The organism is Pseudomonas sp. Z2-11 (assembly GCF_054161305.1).
The window spans coordinates 6,139,237-6,164,354 of record NZ_CP096395.1; the positions used below are offsets into that span (position 1 = coordinate 6,139,237).

General features: G+C 61.1%; 22 protein-coding genes. 9 read left to right on the top strand and 13 right to left on the bottom strand.

The window, feature by feature from the left end; translation table 11 throughout:
- Positions 1-91: 91 nt before the first annotated feature.
- Complete coding sequence (locus M1E16_RS27520; RefSeq protein WP_434570780.1) at positions 92-1,042, top strand: choline sulfate utilization transcriptional regulator; 951 nt, start codon at positions 92-94, stop codon at positions 1,040-1,042.
- 87 nt (positions 1,043-1,129) lie between these two features.
- On the opposite strand, the gene M1E16_RS27525 is transcribed toward M1E16_RS27520, so the two are convergent.
- Positions 1,130-1,789: an NAD(P)-dependent oxidoreductase gene (locus tag M1E16_RS27525; protein WP_458128859.1), complete on the bottom strand. Its 660-nt coding sequence runs from the start codon at positions 1,787-1,789 to the stop codon at positions 1,130-1,132.
- 85 nt (positions 1,790-1,874) lie between these two features.
- Here M1E16_RS27525 and M1E16_RS27530 point away from each other — a divergent pair, with 85 nt between their 5' ends.
- From M1E16_RS27530 to M1E16_RS27555, 6 genes are all read left to right on the top strand, one after another.
- Entirely contained in the window at positions 1,875-2,213 is a 339-nt protein-coding gene (locus M1E16_RS27530) for a DOPA 4,5-dioxygenase family protein (protein ID WP_458128860.1), read from the top strand.
- A gap of 419 nt (positions 2,214-2,632) precedes the next feature.
- Entirely contained in the window at positions 2,633-3,940 is a 1,308-nt protein-coding gene (locus M1E16_RS27535) for a CitMHS family transporter (RefSeq protein WP_305497791.1), read from the top strand.
- A 77-nt stretch (positions 3,941-4,017) separates the two neighbouring features.
- Positions 4,018-4,785, top strand: a complete 768-nt coding sequence (locus tag M1E16_RS27540) for a TerC family protein (protein ID WP_305497790.1) — start codon at positions 4,018-4,020, stop codon at positions 4,783-4,785.
- Between the two features lie 323 nt (positions 4,786-5,108).
- Positions 5,109-6,767 carry a Na/Pi cotransporter family protein gene (locus M1E16_RS27545; RefSeq protein ID WP_434570770.1) on the top strand — a complete coding sequence of 553 codons (1,659 nt, stop codon included), beginning with the start codon at positions 5,109-5,111 and terminating at the stop codon, positions 6,765-6,767.
- 147 nt (positions 6,768-6,914) lie between these two features.
- Positions 6,915-8,303: a M16 family metallopeptidase gene (locus M1E16_RS27550; RefSeq protein WP_458128861.1), complete on the top strand. Its 1,389-nt coding sequence runs from the start codon at positions 6,915-6,917 to the stop codon at positions 8,301-8,303.
- Positions 8,304-8,582: 279 nt separating this feature from the next.
- On the top strand, positions 8,583-9,590 hold the full coding sequence (locus M1E16_RS27555; protein ID WP_434626952.1) for a DUF5924 family protein: 1,008 nt from the start codon (positions 8,583-8,585) through the stop codon (positions 9,588-9,590).
- Positions 9,591-9,632: 42 nt separating this feature from the next.
- Here the strand turns inward: M1E16_RS27555 and M1E16_RS27560 are convergent, their stop codons facing one another.
- The 5 genes from M1E16_RS27560 to M1E16_RS27580 form a co-directional block, all read right to left on the bottom strand.
- Entirely contained in the window at positions 9,633-10,862 is a 1,230-nt protein-coding gene (locus M1E16_RS27560; RefSeq protein WP_305497786.1) for a nucleoside recognition domain-containing protein, read from the bottom strand.
- Between the two features lie 201 nt (positions 10,863-11,063).
- A complete protein-coding gene (gltP, locus tag M1E16_RS27565; RefSeq protein ID WP_434654574.1) occupies positions 11,064-12,395 on the bottom strand; it encodes a glutamate/aspartate:proton symporter GltP in 1,332 nt (443 codons plus the stop codon).
- Positions 12,396-13,096: 701 nt separating this feature from the next.
- Positions 13,097-13,561 carry an inhibitor of vertebrate lysozyme family protein gene (locus M1E16_RS27570; protein ID WP_434602322.1) on the bottom strand — a complete coding sequence of 155 codons (465 nt, stop codon included), beginning with the start codon at positions 13,559-13,561 and terminating at the stop codon, positions 13,097-13,099.
- 2 nt (positions 13,562-13,563) lie between these two features.
- The gene (locus M1E16_RS27575) at positions 13,564-13,728 is read right to left on the bottom strand and encodes a DUF1328 domain-containing protein (RefSeq protein ID WP_003177151.1); all 165 of its coding nucleotides are present in this window, start codon (positions 13,726-13,728) and stop codon (positions 13,564-13,566) included.
- 80 nt (positions 13,729-13,808) lie between these two features.
- Positions 13,809-14,096, bottom strand: coding sequence for a hypothetical protein (locus tag M1E16_RS27580; RefSeq protein ID WP_434570762.1), 288 nt, complete (start codon positions 14,094-14,096; stop codon positions 13,809-13,811).
- 436 nt (positions 14,097-14,532) lie between these two features.
- Here M1E16_RS27580 and algB point away from each other — a divergent pair, with 436 nt between their 5' ends.
- Complete coding sequence (gene algB, locus M1E16_RS27585) at positions 14,533-15,879, top strand: sigma-54-dependent response regulator transcription factor AlgB (protein WP_458128862.1); 1,347 nt, start codon at positions 14,533-14,535, stop codon at positions 15,877-15,879.
- Between the two features lie 10 nt (positions 15,880-15,889).
- Positions 15,890-17,680: an ATP-binding protein gene (locus M1E16_RS27590; protein WP_434696362.1), complete on the top strand. Its 1,791-nt coding sequence runs from the start codon at positions 15,890-15,892 to the stop codon at positions 17,678-17,680.
- 7 nt (positions 17,681-17,687) lie between these two features.
- On the opposite strand, the gene M1E16_RS27595 is transcribed toward M1E16_RS27590, so the two are convergent.
- The 7 genes from M1E16_RS27595 to M1E16_RS27625 all read right to left on the bottom strand — a co-directional run bounded on the left by M1E16_RS27595 (position 17,688) and on the right by M1E16_RS27625 (position 24,974).
- Positions 17,688-19,301, bottom strand: a complete 1,614-nt coding sequence (locus M1E16_RS27595) for an EAL domain-containing protein (protein WP_434658363.1) — start codon at positions 19,299-19,301, stop codon at positions 17,688-17,690.
- 75 nt (positions 19,302-19,376) lie between these two features.
- Positions 19,377-20,156: an N-acetylmuramoyl-L-alanine amidase gene (locus M1E16_RS27600; protein WP_434654568.1), complete on the bottom strand. Its 780-nt coding sequence runs from the start codon at positions 20,154-20,156 to the stop codon at positions 19,377-19,379.
- 97 nt (positions 20,157-20,253) lie between these two features.
- A complete protein-coding gene (locus tag M1E16_RS27605) occupies positions 20,254-22,308 on the bottom strand; it encodes a diguanylate cyclase (RefSeq protein ID WP_458128863.1) in 2,055 nt (684 codons plus the stop codon).
- Entirely contained in the window at positions 22,305-23,183 is an 879-nt protein-coding gene (locus M1E16_RS27610) for an endonuclease/exonuclease/phosphatase family protein (RefSeq protein ID WP_458128864.1), read from the bottom strand. The genes M1E16_RS27605 and M1E16_RS27610 overlap by 4 nt, the downstream gene beginning before the upstream one ends.
- A 15-nt stretch (positions 23,184-23,198) precedes the next feature.
- Positions 23,199-23,840 carry a thiol:disulfide interchange protein DsbA/DsbL gene (locus tag M1E16_RS27615; RefSeq protein WP_458128865.1) on the bottom strand — a complete coding sequence of 214 codons (642 nt, stop codon included), beginning with the start codon at positions 23,838-23,840 and terminating at the stop codon, positions 23,199-23,201.
- A 186-nt stretch (positions 23,841-24,026) separates the two neighbouring features.
- Complete coding sequence (locus M1E16_RS27620) at positions 24,027-24,638, bottom strand: c-type cytochrome (RefSeq protein ID WP_458128866.1); 612 nt, start codon at positions 24,636-24,638, stop codon at positions 24,027-24,029.
- A 45-nt stretch (positions 24,639-24,683) separates the two neighbouring features.
- On the bottom strand, positions 24,684-24,974 hold the full coding sequence (locus M1E16_RS27625; RefSeq protein WP_030138991.1) for a c-type cytochrome: 291 nt from the start codon (positions 24,972-24,974) through the stop codon (positions 24,684-24,686).
- Positions 24,975-25,118 lie beyond the last annotated feature (144 nt).

Consider the following 25,118-nt stretch of genomic DNA (forward strand, 5'->3'; position numbering starts at 1 on the left):
ACGGTTATGCGATATTGCTGCGAACGAGCATGTAGCCCATGCTGGTTGGGGTAAAGCCCATGCAAGATAATGACTAGGATAAGCTGAGCTTATGTATGACGCCTTGGGTGACCTGTCCCTGGATCTGTTCCGCGCCTTCGAATCAGCGGCTCGCCAGCAAAGCTTTACTGCGGCAGCGATCGAACTGGGCACGACCCAACCCGCCATCAGCCAACAGATCAAACGGCTGGAAGAGCAGCTCGGTACGCGCCTGTTTGATCGCATCTATCGCGGCATCGAACTGACCGAGGCCGGCGCGATACTGTTCGAGCAGGTCCAGGCCGGCTTGCAGAGCATCGATGCGGGGCTCAACGCGATCACGGCCCAGCACCAGCATGAAGTGCTGCAGGTCGCGACGGATTTCGCTTTCGCCGCCTATTGGCTGATGCCGCGACTGCATCGGTTCCACGCGGCAAATCCGCAGGTAGATGTGAGCCTGGTAACCAGCGAGCGCAACCACAACATGCTGCGCACTGATATCGATGTTGCGGTGCTCTTCGGCGACGGTCGCTTCAAACAGGGCGAAAGTCGTTGGCTTTTCAGCGAAGAAGTCTTTCCTGTATGCAGCCCTCTCCTGCTCAAGGACCGCCCCCAACCCCTGCCCGCTCACGCCCTCGCGGAATTCCCGCTACTGCATTTGCGCGGCGGCAACAGCAGCGCCTGGTTCGACTGGAGCGGCGTATTTCGCGAGCTGGGCATCACCTCGCCACCGGCGCCGGGCCAACTGCGCTTCGACAACTACACCCTGCTTATCCAGGCGGCGATTGGCGGCCAAGGCGTCGCTATCGGTTGGCGGCACCTTGTGGATAACTTGCTCGCGCAAGGACTGTTGTGCCGACCGATCGCTGAGACGGTACTGTCCCGGTTGGGGTATTACGTGGTCTTGCCCCAACGCAAGCGCCGGGGTGTGCTGATCAAACTGTTCGTGGATTGGCTGATGGAAGAACAGGCCAATAGTGCGGAGTCGCTTACAGGGTTGCCGTTGCCTTCGATTGCGGTTTGAGGCTCGTGCTCCATCAACCGGGCAATTCCGGGGACCGCTACGCGGCCCAGCGGGAGCAAGCTCCCTCGCCACGGGATGAGCACGCCTTTAGAGGGCGGGCACGAAACTCACATGCTCGCCCACATGCAGGTTCAAGCGCAGTTCATCGACAATGCCCACCGCCACCCGATTGAGGCGCTCCAGGGACTCGGCCATTCCGGACTCCAGGCTGGTGCTGACCTGGCTGAAATGCTCGATGCTCAAGCCCGGCGCGGCGTAGGGCGCGTTGACCAGGGTCCACTGCAAGGCGCTGTTTTTCAGGGCGTCGAGGATTTCCTCGGCGGCATGGCGCTGCAAGTCATCTTCGGCTTCCTGCTCATCGAGGGCAGCGAAATCGCCCACCAGGAACAGCCGGGGGATATTGACCGCCTGCATGCCTGCAATCAGCGCATCCACGGCCAGGACCTGCTCCACCGGGCCGGGAATGAGCGTGCGCTCCACTTGCTCGCTGTTCATTGGTAGCCCCGGCGCGTTCAACAGGCACACCACGGCAGTGGCGCCGGCAACGCTCTGCTTCACCCGTTCGGGGTCGAAGAGGTCGCCGGTCTTGGTCCGCAGGCCCGGGCGTGGCGCCAAGGCCGTAAGATCATCGAGGATGGCGATGACTTCGTGCTGGCGTCGCAACAGCTCAGCCATCAACGCACTTCCGAGGCTGCTCATGGCACCATAGAGCACCACTTTGATGACCGGGGTTTCGGCGTTTCTCATGGCTGGTATTCCTTTTTTCCCGCGTGTAAAGGCTCTGACCCGTGGTTAACCGCGAGGGTTCGGCTGGTCTTTCGAGGAGTGACAGATGCAACGGATCAAGGGCTATCACGCCCATGTTTATTTCGACGCCGGATCCATCGATCAGGCGCGGGCGTTGTGTGAGCAAGCGGCGCAGCTGTTCCCGCTGAAGATGGGCCGGGTTCACCAACGGCCGGTCGGCCCGCACCCGGACTGGAGCTGCCAGCTGGCATTCGATCCGCAATACATCGGCGTGGTCCTGCCGTGGCTGGCGCTCAATCGCAACGGGCTGGTGATATTTCTTCACCCGGACACTGGTGATGATCTGGCCGATCACACCGATCATGCGATCTGGATGGGCGCGGTACGGCCGTTGAATCTTTCGGCGTTCGAAGCCAAACACTGATCGCTCTTGTGGCGAGGGAGCTTGCTCCCGCTGGGCCGGTCCGACGCTTCGGGCGCAGCGGCCCCCAGGATTTTGCGGCCGCTGCGCGACCGAGCGGGAGCAAGCTCCCTCGCCACAAAAGCAGGCTGGTCATCAGCAATTACTGCAGCGAAAGCAGGCTGGTCATCAGCCATTGCTACAGCGAAAGGCTGCTGAAAGCTTGCGCGATTAGGATCGCCTCACCTACCGGCAAAAAACCGGTGGCCAGAAACGAGCTTTCGAATGCTCGTGCGGCCTTTTTAACAACAACAATGGTGATTCTGATGTCCGCTGCTACCCGTCCCGTTGCACCCCCTCCATCCGTCCGTCCCGAGCCCCGCATCCTGCGCTGACCGTTCCGGTTCGCCTTTGCCCGCCGCGCCACGCCTGGAGTATTTCCCATGCTGACTTTCCTTGGCTTCGCCATGGTCATCACGTTCATGTTCCTGATCATGACCAAGCGCCTGTCTGCGCTGATCGCCCTGATCATTATTCCGATCCTGTTCGCGCTGTTCGGTGGCTTTGCGCCGAAGATCGGCCCGATGATGCTCGAAGGCATCACCAAGCTTGCCCCGACCGGGGTGATGCTGATGTTTGCGATTCTCTATTTCGCCCTGATGATCGACTCCGGCCTGTTCGACCCGGCCGTGCGCAAGATCCTCAAGATGGTCAAGGGCGACCCCCTGAAAGTTTCGGTCGGCACCGCCGTTCTGGCGCTCGTCGTTTCCCTCGATGGTGACGGCGCGACCACTTATATGATCTGCGTAGCCGCCATGCTGCCGCTCTACAGCCGTATCGGCATGAGCCCGCAGATCATGGCGGGCCTGATCATCCTCGCCGGCGGCGTGATGAACATGACCCCTTGGGGCGGGCCAACCGCTCGGGCGGCCAGTGCGCTGCATGTGGATCCGTCGGACATCTTCGTCCCGATGATCCCGGCGATGCTGGCCGGCGTCGTGGCGATCCTGGCGATTGCCTACATGTACGGCAAACGCGAGCGTGCGCGCCTGGGTGAGCTGCACCTCGCCGGTGACGACATGGACCACAGCGAAATCAGCGTCTCGCAATTTCCGGACGCCCGCCGTCCGAAGCTGATCTGGTTCAACGGCGCGCTGACCCTGGCCCTGATGTGCACGCTGATTGCCGGCCTGTTGCCGTTGCCGGTGCTGTTCATGGTGGCGTTCAGTATCGCGATGATCGTCAACTATCCATGCCTGCAACAGCAGAAAGACCGCGTCGCGGCTCACGCCGGCAGCGTGCTGGCGGTGGTCGGACTGATCTTCGCGGCGGGTATCTTCACTGGCATCCTGTCGGGCACCGGCATGGTCGATGCCATGTCCAAGAGCCTGCTGGCAGTGATCCCGGACTTCCTCGGTCCTTACCTCGCGGTCATCACTGCACTGGTGAGCATGCCGTTCACTTTCTTCATGTCGAACGATGCATTTTATTACGGGGTGTTACCAGTTTTGGCCGAAGCAGCCAGCCATTACGGCATCACTGGCGTCGAAATGGCCCGTGCCTCGATCGTCGGCCAGCCCGTTCACCTGCTGAGCCCGCTGGTTCCGTCGACTTATCTGCTGGTGGCCCTGGCCGGGATCGAATTCGGCGATCACCAACGCTTCACCTTGAAGTGGGCAGTACTGGTTTGCCTGTGCATAATGTTCGCCGCCTTGCTGATGGGGATTTTTCCGCTGTTCAGCACTCTATAAAAGCAACGCCCGCCGCGTCGCCCCTGTCGGTTAACCGAAGGCGCGGCGCGGCCTAACACTCGCTCAAAGGAACTCACATGGAATGGCTGACCAACCCGGAAATATGGGTTGCCTTCTTTACCCTGACCGCCCTGGAAATCGTCCTGGGTATCGATAACATCATCATGATCTCGATCCTGGTCAGCCGCATGCCCAAGCACATGCAGGCACGCACCCGGATCTTCGGCCTGGCGCTGGCGATGATCACGCGGATCCTGTTGTTGCTGTCCATCACCTGGGTGATGCGCCTGACCGCCGATCTGTTCGAAGTATTCGGCCAGGGCATCTCCGGCCGCGACCTGATCCTGTTCTTCGGCGGCCTGTTCCTGCTGTGGAAAAGCTCTCAGGAGATGTACCACGCGCTGGAAGGCGAAGAGGAAAACAGCGACGAGCCTTCGGTCAAGGGCGGCAACTTCATCTACACCATCATCCAGATCGCGATCATCGACATCGTGTTCTCCCTGGACTCGGTCATTACCGCGGTCGGCATGGTCTCCCATGTACCGGTCATGGTTGCCGCGATCATCGTCGCCGTACTGGTGATGATGCTGGCTTCGGGCACCATCAGCACGTTCATCGACAAGCACCCGTCGCTGAAAATGCTGGCGCTGTCGTTCCTGCTGGTGGTCGGTACCGTACTGATCGCCGAATCGTTCGATGTGCATGTGCCTAAAGGCTATGTCTACTTCGCCATGGCGTTCTCGCTGGCGGTGGAAGCGATCAATATCAAGATGCGTACCGCGATGGCACGCAAGCGCAAGCAGCAGGATCCGGTGAAACTGCGCAAGGATGTTCCGGGTCAGTAAAGATGCAGGGCAATGAACGAAGGGGCTCTTGGGAGCCCCTTTTTTCATGTCTGCAGAAACTCAACTGTGGGAGCGAGCCTGCTCGCGAAAGCGGTCTGCCTGCAGCAGCGATATTGGATGGGCTGCCGCCTTCGCGAGCAGGCTCGCTCCCACAGGGGTTCGGGGTGTTCAGATGAAGCAGTTTTTATGACAGTTTTGTTTCAAAGCGATCTTCAGCTATGCAATGCTGGCGTCCGAACCATTCGCCAACTACAGCTTAAGTACCAGTAGAACGATGTGGCATCGTCAATTTGTTCCTTTGGGACGCTAACAGGGGGCTTCTCATGCTGACCCTGCTGAATCTGCTCTCCGCCGTGGCCTTGCTGATCTGGGGCACGCACATCGTCCGTACCGGCATTCTGCGGGTCTATGGCTCGAACCTGCGTCACGTCATCAGCCAGAACATGTCCCGGCGCTGGTTGGCTTTCATCGCCGGGATCATGGTCACCGCCATGGTCCAGAGCAGCAACGCCACGGCCATGCTCGTCACCTCTTTTGTCGGCCAGGGCCTGATGTCGCTGACGCCCGCCCTGGCGACCATGCTTGGTGCCGACGTCGGCACCGCGCTGATGGCACGGGTGCTGACCCTCGACCTGTCGTGGCTGTCACCGTTGCTGATATTTCTCGGGGTGATTTTTTTCCTGTCGCGCAAACAGACGCGCGTCGGGCAGATGGGCCGGGTCGCCATCGGCCTGGGCCTGATCATCCTGGCCCTGCAACTGATCGTCGAAGCCGCTGCGCCCATCACCCAGGCCCAGGGCGTGAAGGTGATTTTCGCCTCACTGACCGGCGATATCCTGCTCGATGCGCTGGTCGGTGCGCTGTTCGCCATGATTTCCTATTCCAGCCTCGCCGCCGTGCTGCTGACCGCGACACTGGCCGGCGCGGCGGTGATCAGTTTGCCAGTGGCTATCGGCCTGGTGATCGGCGCCAACATTGGCAGCGGCATCCTGGCGTTTCTCAGCACCAGCATGCAGAACGCCGCCGGACGCCAAGTGGCACTCGGCAGCCTGCTGTACAAGCTGATTGGCCTGTTGCTGATCATTCCGGTACTCGATCCGCTGGTGGGCTGGCTGGACAGCCTGGATTTCAGCCACCAGGAAACCGTTATCGGCTTTCACCTGCTCTACAACACCGTGCGTTGCCTGGTATTGCTGCCCAGCGTCGGGCCGATGGGCCGGCTCTGCGCCTGGCTGCTGCCGGAGCGCCCGGATACCAACGGCACGGCCAAGCCCCGGCACCTCGACCCCACCGCCCTGGCGACCCCGAGCCTGGCCCTGGCGAACGCGGCCCGGGAAACCTTGCGCATCGGCGACCTGATCGAAAACATGCTCGAAGCCATGCTCGGCGTACTGCGCGGCGAGCAGACGGCGATCACCCAGCAAGTGCGCGCCATGAGCGACGATGTCGAAGCACTGTGCAGCGCCATCAAGCTGTATATGGCGCAAATGCCCCGCGAGGACCTCAGCGAACAGGACAGCCGCCGCTGGGCGGAAATCATCGAGCTGGCGATCAATCTCAAGCTGGCCAGCGATCTCATCGAACGCATGCTGCGCAAGGTCCAGCAGCAGAAGACCTCGCAACGCCGGTCGTTTTCCGATGTGGGCCTGGAAGAACTGGCGGGGCTGCACAGTCATCTGCTGGCCAACCTGCGGCTGGGGTTGACGGTGTTTCTGAGTGCCGATCGGGAAAGCGCACGGCAGTTGCTACGTGAGAAACGTCGCTTTCGCGCGCAGGAACGGCGGATGGCCCATGCCCATGTCAGCCGTCTGCAACGCAAGGTCGTGCAGAGCCTGGAGACCAGTTCCCTGCATCTTGAGCTGATCGCTGACATGCGGCGCCTGAATTCGCTGTTCTGCGGCAGCGCCTATGTGGTGCTGGAAACCTCGGAGATCGGCGCCCTGGCCGTCGATGAAATTTCCGACATCACCCATTCGCCGTGAACGACTGGCGTCCTGGTCAGTCATTAAAAGGGGCCGGGGCTCAAGCCCATCGCCAGCCAGACAACTCCGCGAAGTGGGAGCGAGCCTGCTCGCGATGAAGGCTGACCCGGCACCATGGATCTTCACTCAGCCGCCAGGAAGCCCGTTATGCGTTGTCTGCTGCTCGCCTTGCTTTTGTTCGGCTCACTCCCCGCCATTGCCCAGGATCGCTTTCAGGTCGAAGGCTATACGTTGCCCAACGGCCTGCAATTGTTGCTCAAACCCGGCACCGAACGCGGGCACGTGGCGATTCGGCTGGTGGTCGGCGTGGGGCTCGACGATTTCAGCTGCGCCGACAAGGAGCTGCCGCATCTGCTCGAACATCTTCTGTTCAGTGGGGTAGACGACAGCGGCGAAGGTGGCCTGGAGGAACGCATGCAGGCCCTGGGCGGCGAGTGGAACGCCTTTACCAGCAATGCCGATACAACGTTTGTCATCGAGGCACCGGCGCGCAATCAGCGCAAGGTCCTCGACCTGTTGCTGGCGCTGCTGACCCGCACCCGCATCGACGAAAAAGCCCTGGACGCGGCCAAACGGGTGGTCGAGCGCGAGGACGGCGGTCACTACACCCATCTGCAACGCTGGCTCGACCGACAGGACCTGGGCCATAAAGCCAGCAATCAATTGGCCGTGGAACTGGGCTTGCGGTGCGCGGAACGGGCCGAGGTTGGTCACCTTACCCTGGCCCGGGTCGAGCAGGTGCGCAAGGCCTGGTATGCCTCCAACAATATGACGCTGATCGTCGTCGGCGATCTCGACCGGTTATTGCCGGCCTACCTGGAACGCAGTTTCGGCGAGCTCGAACCGGTCGAGCCCAGCGTCCACGAGCCACTGCCGCAGATCCGCTACAGCGCGGTCACCAAACGCAACCTGATTCGCGGCCTGGCCGGCGATGGCGCCAAGCTTCATTGGCTGTTCCCGGAGCCGGTGCTGGAACAGCAGCATGACGAAACCTTCGACCTGCTCAAGGATTATCTGGACTGGGCGCTTTATCGCCAGTTGCGCCTGGCCAGCGGCCTGTCCTACGGCCCCTGGGTGGAGCGGGAAGTCTTTGGGGGTGTCGGTTTTCTCAGCCTGAACGCCGACCTGGCGCGCGAAGACCTGCCGAAAGCCGAGCAGGTGCTGGAGCAGTTGCGCGGTACGCTGCTCAAGGACGGCCTGGACCCCGAGAGCTTCGTGCGGATCAAACGCGCCGCTATCGCCCATCAGTCCTGGGCGGTGCAAGGCAACAGCGCGCTGGCCGATTATTACTGGGGCGCCCTGGGCGATTATGAGGATGGCCGCTTCGCCAACCCGGCCGCCCGCTTGCAGGCTGTCAGCCTGGAGCAGGCCAACCAAGCCCTGCGCGAACTTCTCAAGGACCCGGGTTACCTGCGGATCGAGAAGCCGTTGCTTGGTGATGACGAACTCGTTTGGGTGTTGGCTGGGTTGGTGGTGTTGCTGCTGGTGGGTATTGGCTGGCGATGGAGGCGCAAGGCGCGACCGCAGCCAGACTGATATGCCTCGTGTGAGCAAGCTTGCCCGCGATGAGACAACACAAATCCCGTGGCGAGGGAGCTTGCTCCCGCTCGGCCGGTCCGACGTCTCGGGCGCAGCAGCCGCAAACCGGGCGATGCGGTTTACCAGAGGAAAATGCCGGGCCCGCTGCGCAGGCCAGCGGGAGCAAGCTCCCTCGCCACGAAAGATCACCGCGGCAGGCGTCGCGATCCTCGCCATGTCACCGTCCTGGCGATACTCTGTCAGGGATATTTCCCAAGACTTACTGTGAAACCGCCGATGCCGAACCTGACTCATTTAATCCAGCGCATCCTCGAACTGATGAAGCGCTATCCGGGGGTCATCGCGCTCGGCGGTTTCATTTCCGGGGTCGGCAGTTTCATGCTGGTGGATCGCCAGCAGGGTCTGGCGACCTGGATCGCCATCATGATGCTGGTGAGCTGGCTCTGGCTGATGTTGGAGAACAGCCTGACGCGGCTGTTCACGCGGATTTTCAAACGGGAAATACCCCAGCCGCTGCTGCGTTACGCCACGCAGATGATCCACCAGGAAAGCCTGTTCTTCGTCTTGCCGTTTTTTTTCATCACGACAACGTGGAACAGCAGCCAGCTGCTCTTTACCGGCTTGCTGGCGGCGTCGGCGCTGGTCTCGATCATCGATCCGCTGTACTACAAATGGCTGGCGCCCCGGCGTTGGGCGTTCCTGGCGTTGCACACGCTGACGCTGTTCGCCGCCCTGCTCACCGCGCTGCCGGTGATCCTGCACCTGACCACTGACCAGAGCTTCAAGCTGGCACTGGGCACCGCCATGCTGTTGTCGTTCCCGAGCCTGGCCTCGATCTTCCCGATCCGCACCGTGCGCAACGCCCTGGCGATTCTGTGCATCACCCTGGGCATCGGCGCCGCCGGCTGGGTGCTGCGCTCCTGGGTGCCACCCGCCACGCTCTGGATGACCGAAGTGGCAATCAGTACCCAGCTGGAAGACCGCACGCCTGGCGCCAGTCTCAAGGAAGTCAGCGCGGCCCAGATCCGTGGTAACGGCCTGTACGCCTACACCGCCATCAACGCACCGCGCGGGCTCGATGAGCGGATCTACCACGTCTGGCAGTTCAACGGCAAAGAGGTGGATCGCATCGCTCTGGACATCCATGGCGGACGCAAGGAAGGCTATCGCGCCTGGACCCACAAGCAGAACTTCCCGGACAACCCGACGGGAAAATGGCAAGTGCGGATACTCACCGAAAATGGCCAGATGATTGGCGTGTTGAGGTTCGAGGTGAAGGACTGAAGGGCCTGCGGACCTTATCGCGAGCAGGCTCGCTCCTACAGATCAGCCAAAGAACCAGTAGCAGACTCCGATGGCCGCTATCACCCCGGCCAGCTCGGCCAGCAGGGCGCAACCCACCGCGTGGCGGGCTCGCTGGATGCCCACGGCGCCGAAATACACCGCCAGCACGTAGAACGTGGTTTCGGTGCTGCCCTGGATGGTCGCCGCCACCAGGGCCGGGAAGCTGTCCACCCCCGACGTCTTCATGGTTTCAATCAGCATCGCCCGGGCGGCGCTGCCGGAGAACGGCTTGACCATGGCGGTGGGCAAGGCATCGACGAAACGCGTGTCCAGGCCGGCCCACTGCACCAGATGGCGGATACCGTCCAGGCCGAAATCCAGCGCCCCCGAAGCCCGCAGCACACCGACAGCGCAAAGCATCGCCACCAGATACGGCAGCAGCGTCTTGGCGACGTCGAATCCCTCTTTGGCGCCTTCGACAAAGGCCTCATACACTTTGACCTTGCGCAGCGCACCCACCACCAGGAACAGGATGATCAGGCTAAACAGCGTCAAGTTGCCCAGAATCGATGAGAGCCCCGCCAGCGCCGTGGCCGAGAGCGTCGCCAGCAACGCCATGAAACCACCAAGCACCAGCGCACCCGGGATCAGATAGGCCAGTACCACCGGATCCCACAAGCGCAGCCGTTGCATGAACGCCACGGACAACAGCCCCACCAGGGTCGAGGCGCTGGTGGCGAGCAGAATCGGCAGGAACACCAGGGTCGGGTCCGGCGCGCCTTGCTGGGCGCGGTACATGAAAATCGTTACCGGCAGCAGTGTCAGTGACGATGCGTTGAGCACAAGGAACAGGATCTGCGCGTTGCTGGCGATGGTCGGGCTCGGGTTGAGGTCTTGCAGGGCGCGCATGGCCTTCAAGCCGATCGGGGTGGCCGCGTTGTCCAGCCCCAGGCCGTTGGCCGCGAAGTTGAGGGTGATCAGGCCGATGGCCGGATGGCCAGCCGGGACTTCCGGCATCAAGCGCAGGAACAGCGGGCCGAGGGCCTTGGCCAGCCAATCGACAATGCCGGCTTTTTCCGCGATGCGCAGGAAGCCCAGCCACAGCGTCAAAGTGCCGAACAGCAGGACCATCACCTCCACCGACAGCTTGGCCATGGCAAAAATGCTTTCCACCATCGCCGCGAAAATGCCGGCGTTGCCGCCGACCAGCCACTGCACCAGCGCCGACACGGCTGCCACGATAAAGAAGCCAAGCCACAGGCCATTGAGCATCGGTAAGTCCCCCGGAAGATGCGGCGAATGATAGCGGGGCCGGCAGAAACGACAAACCCCGGATTTCTCCGGGGTCTGGTTGGCATCATCAAGTACCGCGATCTTCGCGAGCAGGCTCGCTCCCACATTGGACCTGTGCTGGCTGAGATACTGCAACAACCCCAACCACCTGTGGGAGCGAGCCTGCTCGCGAAGGCGTTTTCAACGGCTGGAAGTTTCCCCCGCCGGCAGCGGCTCCTTGCTGCGCCAGTGCGGCAGGGAGTTCCAGTAGCGCTGGCCCTTGGCATCGTCATACATGCCTTCCCAGCGGGAAATGACCAGCACGGCCAAGGCGTTGCCGATGACGTTCAGCGCGGTACGGGCCATGTCCATGATGCGGTCGACACCGGCAATGAACGCCAGGCCTTCCAGCGGAATACCCACGCTGCCGAGTGTCGCCAGCAGAACCACGAAGGAGACGCCCGGCACGCCGGCGATGCCTTTGGAGGTGACCATCAGGGTCAGCACCAGCAGCAACTGCTGGCTGATCGACAGGTCGATGCCATACAACTGCGCGATGAAAATCGCCGCGATGCTCTGGTACAGCGTCGAGCCATCGAGGTTGAACGAGTAACCGGTAGGAACCACGAAGCTGCAGATAGCTTTCGGCGCGCCGTACGCTTCCATCTTCTCGATCACGCGCGGCAGCACGGTTTCGGAACTGGCGGTGGAATAAGCCAGCACCAGCTCATCCTTGAAGATGCGCATCAGCTTGATCACCGAAAAGCCGAACAAGCGCGCGATCAGGCCCAGCACCACAAAAGCGAAGAAGGCGATGGCGACATAAACCAGGATCACCAGTTTCGCCAATGGCAGCAGGGAGGCGAAACCGAAGTTGGCGACAGTCACCGCGATCAGCGCGAACACGCCGATCGGGGCGTAATTCATGATCATGTGAGTGACCTTGAACATGCTCTCCGACACGCCCTGGAACATCTTCACCAGCGGGTCGCGCAGATCCGCTTGCAAGCTCGACAAACCGAGGCCGAACAGGACGGAGAAGAAAATGATCGGCAGCATCTCGCCGCGGGCAACCGCCGCGAAGATGTTCGACGGAATCAGGTTGAGGATGGTCTCGATGAACGCATGTTCATGCTGGACTTCGGCGGCGGTGGCCTGGTACTTGGAAATATCCACCGTGCCCAGGGTGCTCATGTCGATGCCACTGCCCGGCTGGAAGAAGTTGGCCAGCAACAGGCCAACGACGATGGCAATGGTAGTAACGATTTCGAAGTAGACAATCGTCTTGAAACCGATGCGCCCCAGTTTCTTGGCGTCACCCACGCCAGCAATACCGACGATCAGCGAAGAGATCACGATCGGTATCACGATCATCTTGATCAGACGGATAAAGATATCGCCCGCCGGTTGCAGCACATTGCTGATCCACCAGGCCTTCTCGGCACTGAAGTGGTTGAGCAGCGCACCGATTGCAATCCCGAGCACCAGACCGATGAGGATCTGCCAGGCGAGGCTTAGTCGTGCCTTCTTCATATCATTACCCTTACTTCAGTTTGACTCGGGCAGTGACATGAACCGATCAGCGTAGACGATCGCAATTCGTGTCCTCTGCCCCCGTATAAGGTTGCCCCGAGCGGCCACGGCGGCTCACTGGCAGGCGAAAAAAGGCGCAACTATTGCGATGCAAGGGGGGATCGTCTAATGCCGTAAACGCCTACCCTATGCCGAATCGGCATGAGATTACGCGAATGAAACGCGCGTCCCAGCCGGTTCGAAGACGCCATTTATGCGGGTATAACTGCCGTGGACCGGCCATTTCAGCGTAGCCGGACTCAACCTGGCTTGCGCGGAAGGCGATGAAAGGACAGCGCATCGAGCCTGCGTTGATCATGAAAATGCCACGGGCGCTCTCCGATATACGGTCAGGTATCAGTGGAGGAAGGAATTTGGCGAGGCAATACGCCGCAACACATGCGACGACTCTAGCGGGAAGGGAGCAACCGCTCTAGCACAACGGTTAGCAGCTCAAGCTCTCCGCAAGTTCGCTAAAGCCAAGGTGGCTTTGCGAACTTGCGTCGCAGCTTTTTACCTGACCCGGCCCTTTCGCAGGCACCCCTTGTGCCCGTAGGTCACTCCGACCTTCAATGGTCAGAACGTCCCAGCCCCCTGGTCATGCGACGGCCCTCCTCGGGCCTCGCAGAAAGAAAGACATGGCTGTCTTCCTTGTTTTCAAGTCAGTACCAATTCGGATCTTTCTTGAGCTGTTCCATCAACATTTCCTGCATACCTTCGTCGGGGTTGCCGAGAAAGCGATAGTCCGCATGGCGGGTTGGCGACTTGTCGGCCGGCAGTCCAGCGGGGACCTCTACCAACAATGCGTAGGCCTCGTCCTTGTCGAAGCTGAAAGCAACGAACAGGCGCTTACTGCGGCAGGTATCCTGGGTTTCGCACAAGGGGCCGACCAGATATTTGTCGCCGTCCTCCTCGACCGCGTTCATCTGCTCGGAAACACCGGTCAGGTTCATGACCCACTCCGGCAGACGTTCCTCCTTTTTGACCACTTGCTGCCAGGTCTCACGGTACTGCGGATCCGCCTGAAGCACTTGGTTGACCCGCATCTGTCCATCATTGGCAGCCATTGCCATGGCGCTGCCGCCCAGAAGCAGGGCGGCGGCCAGTCCTTTTAATGACCGATTCATGGTCAGCCTCGGCCGCGACGGCCAAAGAAGAACGAAGCGATGAACATGACCAGGAACACGACAAAGAGAATCTTGGCGATGCCCGTGGCGGTGCCCGCGATACCACCGAAGCCCAGTACGGCAGCAATGATGGCAATGATCAGGAAGGTAATTGCCCAGCTCAACATGATGATTCTCCTTACACTTTTCTATTTAGTTAGGGTCTGGCGGTAATGGTTCCGACACAACGGACAGCCGGTTCGGCGGGTCAGAAGACCCAGCGTTCTTCACGGGGCATGTCGTTGGCGGTCTGCGCCTGGTCAACTTCCATCATGCGCATCGAAGCGGCTGCATCGGCGAGGTTGCTGACGGAAGTGAAATGGGTCTGGGGAGCTCGTTGAACCGATACCAGCGGCGCTTCCGGCTGTTGGCTTTCGTGCCAGAGCATTAATTGCTGACCGGCCACGAGAGTAATCAACAGGGCGACGACAGCCCACAGGCCCTGCTGGATATGCAGGGGGCTGATGCGAAATTGGGCGGCACATTGACGATTCATCCTGGAATTCCTCCCCACCCTAGCGGTGATCTGGTTGAGGCGCTCAAACGCCACGTTGACTAGGACATTGCAGCCGCCGTGCCAGAAATAAAGTGCGCATTAAAGCGTTTAAAATCAACATGTTATTAACAGAATAAAAACTAGCCGGGGCGCATCCTGCACGATGGCCCAGCCAAGTGTCGTGCGTTCTGCACGACTCCCCACAGAAGAGGCGTAAGATTCTTTTTGAATTGAAAGTCGGAAATGGATGTCGGAATGAGCGAGCCGAAACGTATGAAGCCCGGAGGCGGGGAAAAACCGGTTTAAAATCAGTTTGTTGTGAACCGATGGTCCACACACGTACGCTCGATGGGTAATATTCAGTCAGAATCGACCATGCAACTTGCCCGATTTTTCTGACACTAATCATCATCATTCTTTAAGGAGCGTAGGAAAAATGGAATCCGCCACTGAGCATCAAGGCCGCATTCTGCTGGTAGACGATGAGTCCGCCATCCTGCGTACCTTCCGTTATTGCCTGGAAGACGAAGGCTATACCGTCGCTACCGCCAACAGCGCAGCCCAGGCCGAAGCCCTGCTGCAGCGCCAGGTGTTCGACCTGTGTTTTCTGGATCTGCGCCTGGGTGAGGACAATGGCCTCGATGTGTTGGCGCAGATGCGCATCCAGGCGCCATGGATGCGCGTCGTCATCGTTACCGCGCATTCCGCGGTGGACACCGCCGTCGACGCGATTCAGGCCGGTGCCGCTGATTATCTGGTCAAGCCGTGCAGCCCTGACCAACTGCGCCTGGCAACGGCCAAGCAGTTGGAAGTGCGCCAGCTGTCCGCCCGACTCGAAGCCCTCGAAGGCGAGGTGCGCAAGCCCAAGGACGGACTCGACTCCCATAGCCCGGCGATGAAAGTGGTGCTGGAAACCGCCCGCCAGGTCGCCAGCACTGACGCCAACATTCTTATTCTTGGCGAGTCCGGCACTGGTAAAGGCGAGTTGGCGCGAGCCATTCATGGCTGGAGCAAACGCGCGAAGAAATCCTGCGTCACCATCAACTGCCCATCGCTGACCACCGAGCTGATGGAGAGCGAACTGTTCGGCCACAGCCGTGGCGCATTTACCGGCGCCAGCGAAAGTACCCTGGGGCGCGTCAACCAGGCCGATGGCGGGACGCTGTTTCTCGACGAGATCGGCGACTTTCCCCTCGCACTGCAGCCCAAGTTGTTGCGCTTCATTCAGGACAAGGAATACGAGCGAGTGGGTGACCCGGTCACTCGCCGTGCCGATGTGCGGATTCTCGCGGCGACCAACCTCAACCTCGAGGACATGGTGCGCGACGGGCGTTTTCGCGAGGACCTGCTGTATCGCCTGAACGTGATTACCCTGCACCTGCCGCCATTGCGCGAGCGGGCCGAAGATATCCTGACCCTTGCCGATCGCTTCCTGGCGCGCTTCGTCAAGGAATACGCACGCCCGGCCCGGGGTTTCAGCGATGAGGCCCGCGAAGCGCTGCTGGGCTATCGCTGGCCCGGCAACATCCGCGAACTGCGCAACGTGGTCGAGCGCGCCAGCATCATCTGCCCACAGGAAAAAGTCGAGATCAGCCATTTGGGCATGGCCGAACAACCGGTCAACAACGCCCCGCGGATCGGCGCGGCGCTGAGCCTCGACGAGTTGGAGAAAGCCCACATAGGCGCAGTGCTGGCCACCGCCGACACGCTGGACCAGGCGGCAAAGACCCTGGGTATCGACGCCTCCACGTTGTATCGCAAACGCAAGCAATACAACTTATGAGCGCCATCTTATGAAACTGGCGATGAAGCTGCGCACACGGCTGTTTCTCAGTATATCGGCACTGATTACCGTGGCGTTGCTGGGGCTGCTGCTCGGCCTGGTCAGCGTCATGCAGATGGCCAATACCCAGGAACAATCGGTGCGTGACAACTTCTTCTTGCTGGACCTGGGCCTCAAGCTGCGCCAGACACTCGGTGATCAATTAATGATCATGCTGGAGGAAAAGCCCGACCTGACAGTGCTGGAACAATCCAAACGGCAGTATTTCGAGTTGTTGGATGAAGGCATTGCCCATGAGGAGCAATTGGCTGAATCGACCACCAGCTTCAGTCGCGCGAAAGCCGACTACCTCAGTTTCCTCGAGGCCTTCGAGGCCTCTCGTCGGCAACCGACACAACTGACTGGCATCCAGGACCTGACGCAAAAATTCAACGTGCTGCGCGGAGGGTTGATCGAAGGCTACCGTCATGCCCTGAACAAGATCAGCGAAACCCAGGACCGCGCCCGCGCCCGGGCGTTGCTGATTTCCGGTCTGCTGGGGTTGGTGGGATTGGCTGTGCTGATCATCGGTTTCATTACCGCCCACGGCATCGCCCGACGTTTCGGTGCGCCGATCGAAGCCCTGGCCGCGGCGGCGGATGATATCGGCCAAGGCAATTTCGAAGTGACCTTGCCGGTTTCCTCGGCGGCTGAACTGAACCTGCTGACGCGTCGCTTCGGCATCATGGCCCAGGCATTACGGGAACATCAGGCCACCAATGTGGACGAATTGCTTGCCGGCCAGCAGCGCCTGCAAGCGGTCCTCGACAGCATCGACGACGGCTTGCTGATGATCGACCGCCAGGGCCGCCTGGAACACCTCAACCCGGTGGCCCAGCGTCAACTGGGCTGGGACGAGGAGCGCCTGGGCCAGGGTTTGGGCGAGGCCCTGGGACGCGTCGAGCTGGATGAAGAGCTGCAACTGGTACTGCGCGGTGGCACCCAGGAGCGCGCACCGGACGACTTGAGCATCGAAGTGGATGGAGAGTCCCGGGTGCTGACTTACAGCCTCACGCCCGTCATCCATACCCAGGGCCAGATTCTCGGCGCGGTGATGATCCTGCACGATGTCACTGAACAACGCGCCTTCGAACGGGTACGCAGCGAGTTTGTCTTGCGTGCGTCCCACGAGTTGCGCACACCGGTGACAGGCATGCACATGGCGTTCGGGCTACTGCAGGAACGCATGCACTTTCCCGAAGATTCACGCGAGGCGGACCTGCTCAACACCGTCAACGAAGAAATGCAGCGGCTGATGCAGCTGATCAACGACCTGCTGAATTTTTCTCGCTACCAGAATGGCCTGCAAAAGCTCACCCTGGCGCCTTGCTCCATCGAAGACCTGCTGGAAACGGCCAGGATGCGCTTTGCCAAGCAGGCGCAAGAGAAGGGCATCGAGCTGCTCGTGGAGATCCAGGGCCCCTTGCCGCGCCTGCACGCCGATGCCGCGCAACTGGACCGGGTCCTGGACAATCTGATCGACAACGCGATGCGCCACACCAACGGCGACGGCCAGATCCGCCTGCAGGCCCGGCGCCACGGCGAGCGGGTGATCATCAGCGTCGAAGATAATGGCGAGGGCATTGCCTACGGCCAGCAAGGACGCATCTTCGAACCCTTCGTCCAGGTCGGGCGCAAAAAGGGCGGCGCCGGCCTCGGTCTGGCGCTATGCAAGGAAATCGTCCAGCTCCATGGCGGACGCATGGGCGTTTATTCCAGGCCAGGGCAGGGCACTCAGTTCTACATGGCCCTGACCGTCTGAGGAGCCATCAGGCTTCGTCGTCCAGGCGCCGTCCAAGCAGGCGCCGCCCGCGTGTAATCAATTCGATAAGCTGCACCGCGCTGAGCGCATGGGCGAACAACCAGCCCTGGCCGAACTTCACGCCTTCACTGCTCAGGTAGGACGCCTGGGCCTCATGCTCGATGCCTTCGGCGATCACCTTGAGTTCCAGGGCGTGGGCCATGCGGATGATGTGCGGGGCCACGCCACTGCTGGCGGCGTCATGACCCAGCGCATCGATGAAGGCCTTGTCGATTTTCAGGCAATCAACCGGCAGCGTTTGCAGATAGGCGAGGCTGCAATAGCCGGTGCCGAAGTCATCGATCAGCACCTGATGCCCGACATCGCGCAGCGACTGCAAATTATCCCTCGCAACCAGCACATCAACCAGCCCGCGCTCGGTCACTTCAAAGGCTATCTGGCGCGCCGACACCCGATGCAGCGCCAGCAAGCGGGCAATCACCTCGCCGATGCGCGGCACCATCACGTCACACGCCGCCAGGTTCACCGAGATATACAGGTGCGGGTTGGCCCGTAACAGCTGGCCCAACTGGTCGAACAGCCGCTGCAAGACGAAATCGGTGATCTGGCGTATCTGCCCGGTATTTTCCGCCATCGGGATGAACAGGTCCGGACTGGTCAGCGTGCCGTCCGGCCGCCGCCAGCGCAGCAGCGCTTCGGCACCGACGCAGTTGCGGCTGTGCAGATCGAAGATTGGCTGGTACAAGACCTGCAACTCACCCCGCCGGATAGCCCCGTGCAACTCGGCATCCATGGACTGGCGCTGGCGCACCAGCAGGAAGACCTGGAAGCCGATCCCCAGCCCCAGCATCAGGCTGATGGGCAACATCCACCAGGCATTGGCCGGAATGCGCAGACCGTTGCGCGGTGCAATGAGCACCAATTGGTACTCCGGATTGTCGGTCGGCATCCGATAGATCAGCCGGGTCTGGGTCACTTGCAGAGACTGTTGGCTTTTCAGTGGCCAAGGCTCTGTCGGAGGCCAACGCTGCGCGCTGCCCAGCACCGGAATCGCCCGCTCGCCATGGTCCAGGACCACCAGCAGGCTGCTGCCGGGCGGCAGGTCGACGACATCGGTCAGGTGCCCGCGGGACGTAGCGACGCGAAAATTGCCGCGCCCCAACATCAACGCCGCGCGATTTTCGTCGGGCTCGGTGGTGGTGTTGAGCCAGTAGCTGTAGGCCGGGCCGCGCAAATCGGGCGGACGCACCAACGACATACCGCTCTGGCGCGGACGATTCGAGCAGACACCGTTGGCATCGAGATAAGCCGCCTCATAGACAAAGCGGTAGTTGAAGCTCACCTGCTGCAACGTGGCGATCATGTCGTCGTTGCAGCCGCGCAGCGGTTGCGCCTGCAAATCGTCGAGACTCTCGCGCAACTGCCCGAAAAGCTGTTCCAGCCGCTGCAGGAAACGCTCGCCCTGGGCATTCATCTGCTCGCTTTCACGCTGCTGGATTTGCTGCATCACTACAAACAGGCTCCCGGCCAACAGCAGCACCGTACTCAGGGCAGCCGCCATCATCGCCAGAAAAATAGGGCGATGGAGCCAACTCTGCAGGGTTTCGCGTGCAGCCGTCATCATCGGTAATCCGAAAGTTACCAATGAGTTATAGCTGCTGTTTTGGATTCGGCCCGATCAGTCGGACGAGCGTCATTATTTTGTCTGGTTAAGCACCTGCAAAATCGCCGCACTTTGGGCGTCCGGCGCGCCGTCGAAACGGCCTGGCCGGTAGCGCATCTGGAAGGCGGCCAATACCTGATGCGTGGCGACGTCCCACTCGCCGGTCCGTGGCGTCGGGTAGCCAAGGCGGGCCAGTTCAGCCTGGAACCAGCTGGCGCTGGGCAGTTGTCCCGCATAAGCCGTCTGTTGACGCGCGACGGCCCCTTCGTCCGGCCAGACACCCAGGCCCGCTTGTGCCAGGCGTTTCCAGGGAAACAGCGGCCCGGGATCCAGCTTACGCATGGGGGCAATGTCGCTGTGGCCAATGATATTGACCGGGTTGATCCCGTTACGGCGGGTGATGTCCTTGAGCAGGACAATCAACGATTGCACCTGGGCTTCGCTGTAGGGGTACCAACGCCGTCCTTCAGGCGTGTCGACATAGCCCTGATTGACGATTTCGATACCGATGGAGCTGGAGTTGAGCCAGGTTCGGCCCTGCCATTCGCTTTCCCCGGCATGCCAGGCGCGCCGGCTTTCATCCACCAGTTGGTAGATGGTAGCGTCCTTATCGTCGCCGATCAGGTAATGGGCGCTGACTTCGCCATGGGTCAGCAGGGCCAGGGAGCGCTCCAGGGAGGCGGAAGTGTAATGAACCACCACAAACTGGATGCGGCTGTCGTGGTTGACGGAAGGATGGCTGGTATCGAGCCGAGGGCCGCTGGCGCATCCGGCCAGGGCAATCAACGAAAGAATGATCGGGAAAAATTTCATGGCGAGGACATGCCCGAAGAAAATAATGCAACAGTGTAACGTATCGCCCAGTGTTGATCCGACCGGTAATTGGATATTACAAAAAGGAAGTTGCGCCTTAGCCCAACTCCACCCGGTTGCGTCCAGCGCTTTTAGCTCGATATAGCGCCTGATCGGCTCTTTTCAGCACCAGATCACTGTGTTCGCCTGGCTTAAACGCCGTCATGCCCATGGATACCGTGACCGTGACCGGCTCGCCCTTGAAGTGGAACGGACAGGCTTCGATGGCGGCGCGCAAGGCCTCGGCCAGCTTGGCGCCTGCCGCAAGCGACGTGTCTGGCACCAGCAGGACAAACTCCTCACCGCCGAAACGGGCAATGAAATCACTGCCGCGCACGCGCTTGCGCAGTACCGAGGCAATCAGCTTGAGCACTCGGTCACCGGCCAGATGACCGTAGTTGTCGTTGATCCGCTTGAAATGATCGAGGTCGAGCATGGCGATCAACAGACTGTTGCCGTGCCGCTGCCACTGCTCGACCTCATGTTCGAGACGCTCGGTCCAGGCGGCACGGTTGGGCAGCCCGGTGAGCGGATCGATGAGCGCTTTTTGCCGTTGCTCTTCCAGGTTCTCCCGGACAATCAGGGCGTCCTGTTCCATCAGTGCAACGCGCTCGGCGAGGCTCTTCAGACGGGCTGAAACTTCCTTCTCACGCTGGTCACGCTGCTTCTGATGCTGATCCATCGTGCCGATCAGGCCTTCGAGATGATTCTCCAGTACCTGCTTGAGGCCTTCCAGGTCGTCGGCTTGCTGCACGCTGCTCTGCAAGCCATCCACCTGCTCGCGAATCTGGTTGTTCATTTCCCTGGAGGCGGACAGGTTATCGGCGTGGTCCTCGCTGGCGGCCTGCAACGTGCTCTGGAATGATTCCAGCCGATCGTTGAGTCGCTGCAGATACGCTTCGAATTCATGCTGGCCGCTGTCGGTGATCGCCAGCATGAGGACCGCCAGATCGTCGAGGATCGGCAGCAATTCGTACCAGTTCAAGCCGTTTCGCAGGCGCTCGCGCATGGCCTCGGCTTGCGGGCGGTGGCGCTCGGGCAGCGTCAGGTCGCCCAGCAGGCCCAGCAAGGTATCTTCGATATGCCTGGCGACCGAACTGTAGGAGGGTTCCGGGGAGTCGGGCAGGGCGTAGTGGGTCTCATCGGGATCAGCGGATGCCTCAGGCGCCACAGGTTCGGCGGGTTCCGCAGGGGCGATCGGTGCCTCGTCTAGCGGCGGTTCACCCGGCGTCAGTTCGTCGGGATTGTCGAGCGCCGGTACCGGCTCGGCGGGCTCAGGGTCGATCGGTGCCGGCTCGGCGGTCGGCTGGGCAACAGAGGCAACCGATGTTGGCGCGGACGCCGGGGCAGGCTCGTCGACCGGAGCATGGGACTCAACCGGCGCTGGCGGCGCATCTGGTGTGGGGGCGTGCTCGACCAGCGGTTCAGGTTCAGGTTCAGGTTCAGGTTGAAGTTCAGGTGCAGGCGCAGGTTCAGGTGCGGCGGAGGGCGCTTCGGCTGTCGGCTCGGCAGGAGCCGAAATAACCGCCTTCGGCTCAGGCGTAGCGCCGGGTTGGGCAGGCTCGGGCGACGGTAGCGGCTCTTCATGGCCATGGCCGCCGAACAATCGTTGCAGCAGGCCCGGACGGCTCGGCTCGTCGGGCGCGTCCAGCGCACCCAGCGCCTTGCCCTGCAGGCTGCTCAGCTCGCTGAGCAGCAACGGGATTTCCCGGGCCTGGCCAACCCGGGTCTCCAGTTGCTTGGAAAATTTCTTCAGGGGCCGGCTGACGTCCTTCGGCAGCGGCAGCTTTTGCAACTGGGCGACCAGGGCGGTCAGCGCGGCGCTCATCTGTTCTACCCGGGTCTCGCGGCGCTGCTCGGAATCGAGTACGGCTTTTTCCAGGCGCGGCAGCAGGGCGGCGAGGGCGGCGTCCATGTCATCGGTGCGCACCACTTCGCGCATCTCTTTCATGCACTGGTCTACCGCGCGATCGGTGCCTTCGGCGGCCAGGGTGCTGCGCACCAGGCCACGACGCAGCAGGTCGAGCCGGGCGTCCCAGCGACGCTCGAGCTTTTCCTGTTGCTCGATGCTCTTGAGGTATTTCTCTCTCCAGCGTTCGGCGTCGTCGCTCATTCATCGGATCCGCGAGGGGCAGGACTCAGCGCGGGAAATGCATCAGCCGTGAGCGAACCCGGCAAACGTATTTCGACCGCAACCGGCAGGTGATCGGAAATGGGCTGGGCCAACACTTCGAACCGTTCGAGGGCCAAGGTAGGGCTCAGCAGGATATGGTCCAGGCAGCGCTGGGGGCGCCAGCTGGGAAACGTGGCCTCCAGTTGCGGGGCGAGCAGGCCAAGGTCGCGCAGCGGTGAGGTCTGCAACAGGTCATTGGCATGGGTATTCATGTCGCCCATCAGGATCTGGTGCTTGTAGCCGCCAATCAACTCACGAATGTAGGCCAGTTGCATGGTTCGGGTCCGAGCCCCGAGAGCCAGGTGCATCATCACCACTACCAGCGCCTCCGGACCTTCGCCGAAACGCGCCAGGATCGCTCCGCGCCCCTTGGGGCCCGGCAACGGGTGATCCTCGATCGCCCAGGGCCGCATACGACTCAGCACGCCATTGCTGTGCTGGCCGAGACGACCGAGGTTGCGATTGAGTTGCTGGTACCAATAAGGAAACGCGCCCAGTTGGGCGAGGTGTTCGACCTGATTGACGTAGCCGGAGCGCAGGCTGCCGCCGTCGGCTTCCTGCAAAGCGACCAGGTCGAAATCCTTCAGCAGGTCGCCGATCTTTTGCAGGTTGCCGGCTCGCCCGGTGTGCGGCAGCAGGTGTTGCCAGCCCCGGGTCAGGTAGTGCCGGTAGCGCTCGGTGCTGATGCCCACCTGGATGTTGAAGCTGAGCAACCGCAGGCGATTATCGGCGGGCAGGCCCGTGGACGTGACGTGATGCTCATTGACCCGCGGTTCATGCAGGCCAACGATGCGTTCGGTACTCCAGCGGGCCATGGGCGAGGGCCGCGCTTAGTTGGCGGCAGCCTTGGTGGCCGCTCGCTCTTTGGCGATCAGCTGGTCGGCCAGTTGCAGCGCTTCGTTCGCGCCGCCAGCGGAGCCGATGTCAAAGCGGTATTTGCCGTTGACGACCATGGTCGGTACGCCGGTGATTTCGTATTTCTTTGCCAACTCGCGGGCCTTGGTGATCTGGCCCTTGATGGCGAAGGAATTGAAGGTTGCCAGGAACTTGTCCTTGTCGACGCCTTGGGTGGCGAGGAACTCGGCCATTTCCTCAGGATCGGTCAGGCGCTTCTTTTCTTTCTGGATGGCATTAAACACCGCTGCGTGAACCTGATGCTCGACGCCCATGGCTTCAAGAGTCAGGAACATCTGGCCGTGGGCGTCCCATGGGCCACCGAACATGGCTGGGATGCGCACGAAATTCACGTCCGAAGGAAGCTTATCAACCCATGGGTTGATGACCGGCTCAAAGGCATAGCAATGCGGGCAACCGTACCAGAACAGCTCCACGACCTCGATCTTGCCAGGCACCGCCACCGGAACGGGGTTGGTCAATTCGACATAGGGGGCAGCGGGCTTTTCAGCCGCTTGGGCAGTCACGCCGAACAGGCTGGCGGCGACGAGCGCGGCGCTGATGATCAGATTACGCATGCTTTACTCCTGGACAATGAGGTGGCCTCGCGGGGCGTGTTTTTCAGACAGGCCGCCACGGGTTCAGTTTCGCTAGTGTAACGGCAGCGGCCACAAAAAAGGGCGGCCAAAGCCACCCTTTTGATGTTTGCACCGACGGATTAATCGGGCGTTAACGTTGCAAGAGGTTTCCCCCTTGCAGCCGCCTCAATGCAGGCCCTGGATGTAGCTTGAGACTGCCGCGATATCTTCGTCGCTCAGCTTGCGGGCGATGGTGCGCATGGTCATCGCGTCGCCGTCGTTGGCACGACCGCCTTCTTCCTTGCGGAAATCGGTCAACTGCTTGGTGATGTACTGGGCGTGCTGGCCACCCAGATGCGGGAAGCCGGCGGCGGCGTTGCCCTTGCCGTCAGGCGAATGGCAGCCCGTGCAGGCTGGCAGGCCCTTGGCCAGGTTGCCGCCACGGAACAGCGCCTCACCCCGTGCCACGAGTTTTGGATCAGCGGCGCCGACGCTGCCTTTCTGGCTGGCGAAGTAGGCCGCGATGTCCGCCAGGTCTTGATCGCTCAGGTTGTTCAGCAGGCCGGTCATTTCCAGCACGACACGCTTGCCGTCCTTGATTTCCTTCAACTGCTTGACCAGGTAACGCTCACCCTGGCCGGCCAGTTTCGGAAAGTTGGGCGCCATGCTGTTGCCATCCGGACCGTGGCAGGCTCCGCACACGGCGGCTTTCGCCTGCCCTACGGCAGCATCGCCTGCGGCGTGGGCTACACCGGATATCCCCAAGGTCAACAGCAGACTCACGATCAGTTTGTTCATCAGCTAATCCAACTACGGCTAAGGGTTAAGAGTTATGGACCGGGCTTACTCGCTCATCCACTGGATGATGGCTTGGTAATCCTCGGCACTGCAGTCCATGCACAAACCACGCGGCGGCATCGCCTTGAAACCCTGGGTCACGTGTTGCACCAGCGTCCCCATGCCTTTCGCCAACCTCGGCGTCCAGGCTTCGCGGTCACCCTTGCGGGGCGCCGTGGGTAGTTGGCCGGAATGACAGGCACCACAAACACGGTTGTACACAGCTTCCGGATCCTGTGTAGCCTGAGCGCTGTAAAGCGGCATCAAGACACCGGCAGCTAGCAGCCATTTCGTCATAAAACGACCTTTTCAGGGTTGAGAGCGAGCTGCGTTCTAGTGCGCAATTTCGGTCGGTCGCTCCCGTGAACTTCATCCTACGCTGGGACAAAGCGCACACAAAATCTGCGGCATTATATACTGGCGTCACTGAAACGGAAACGA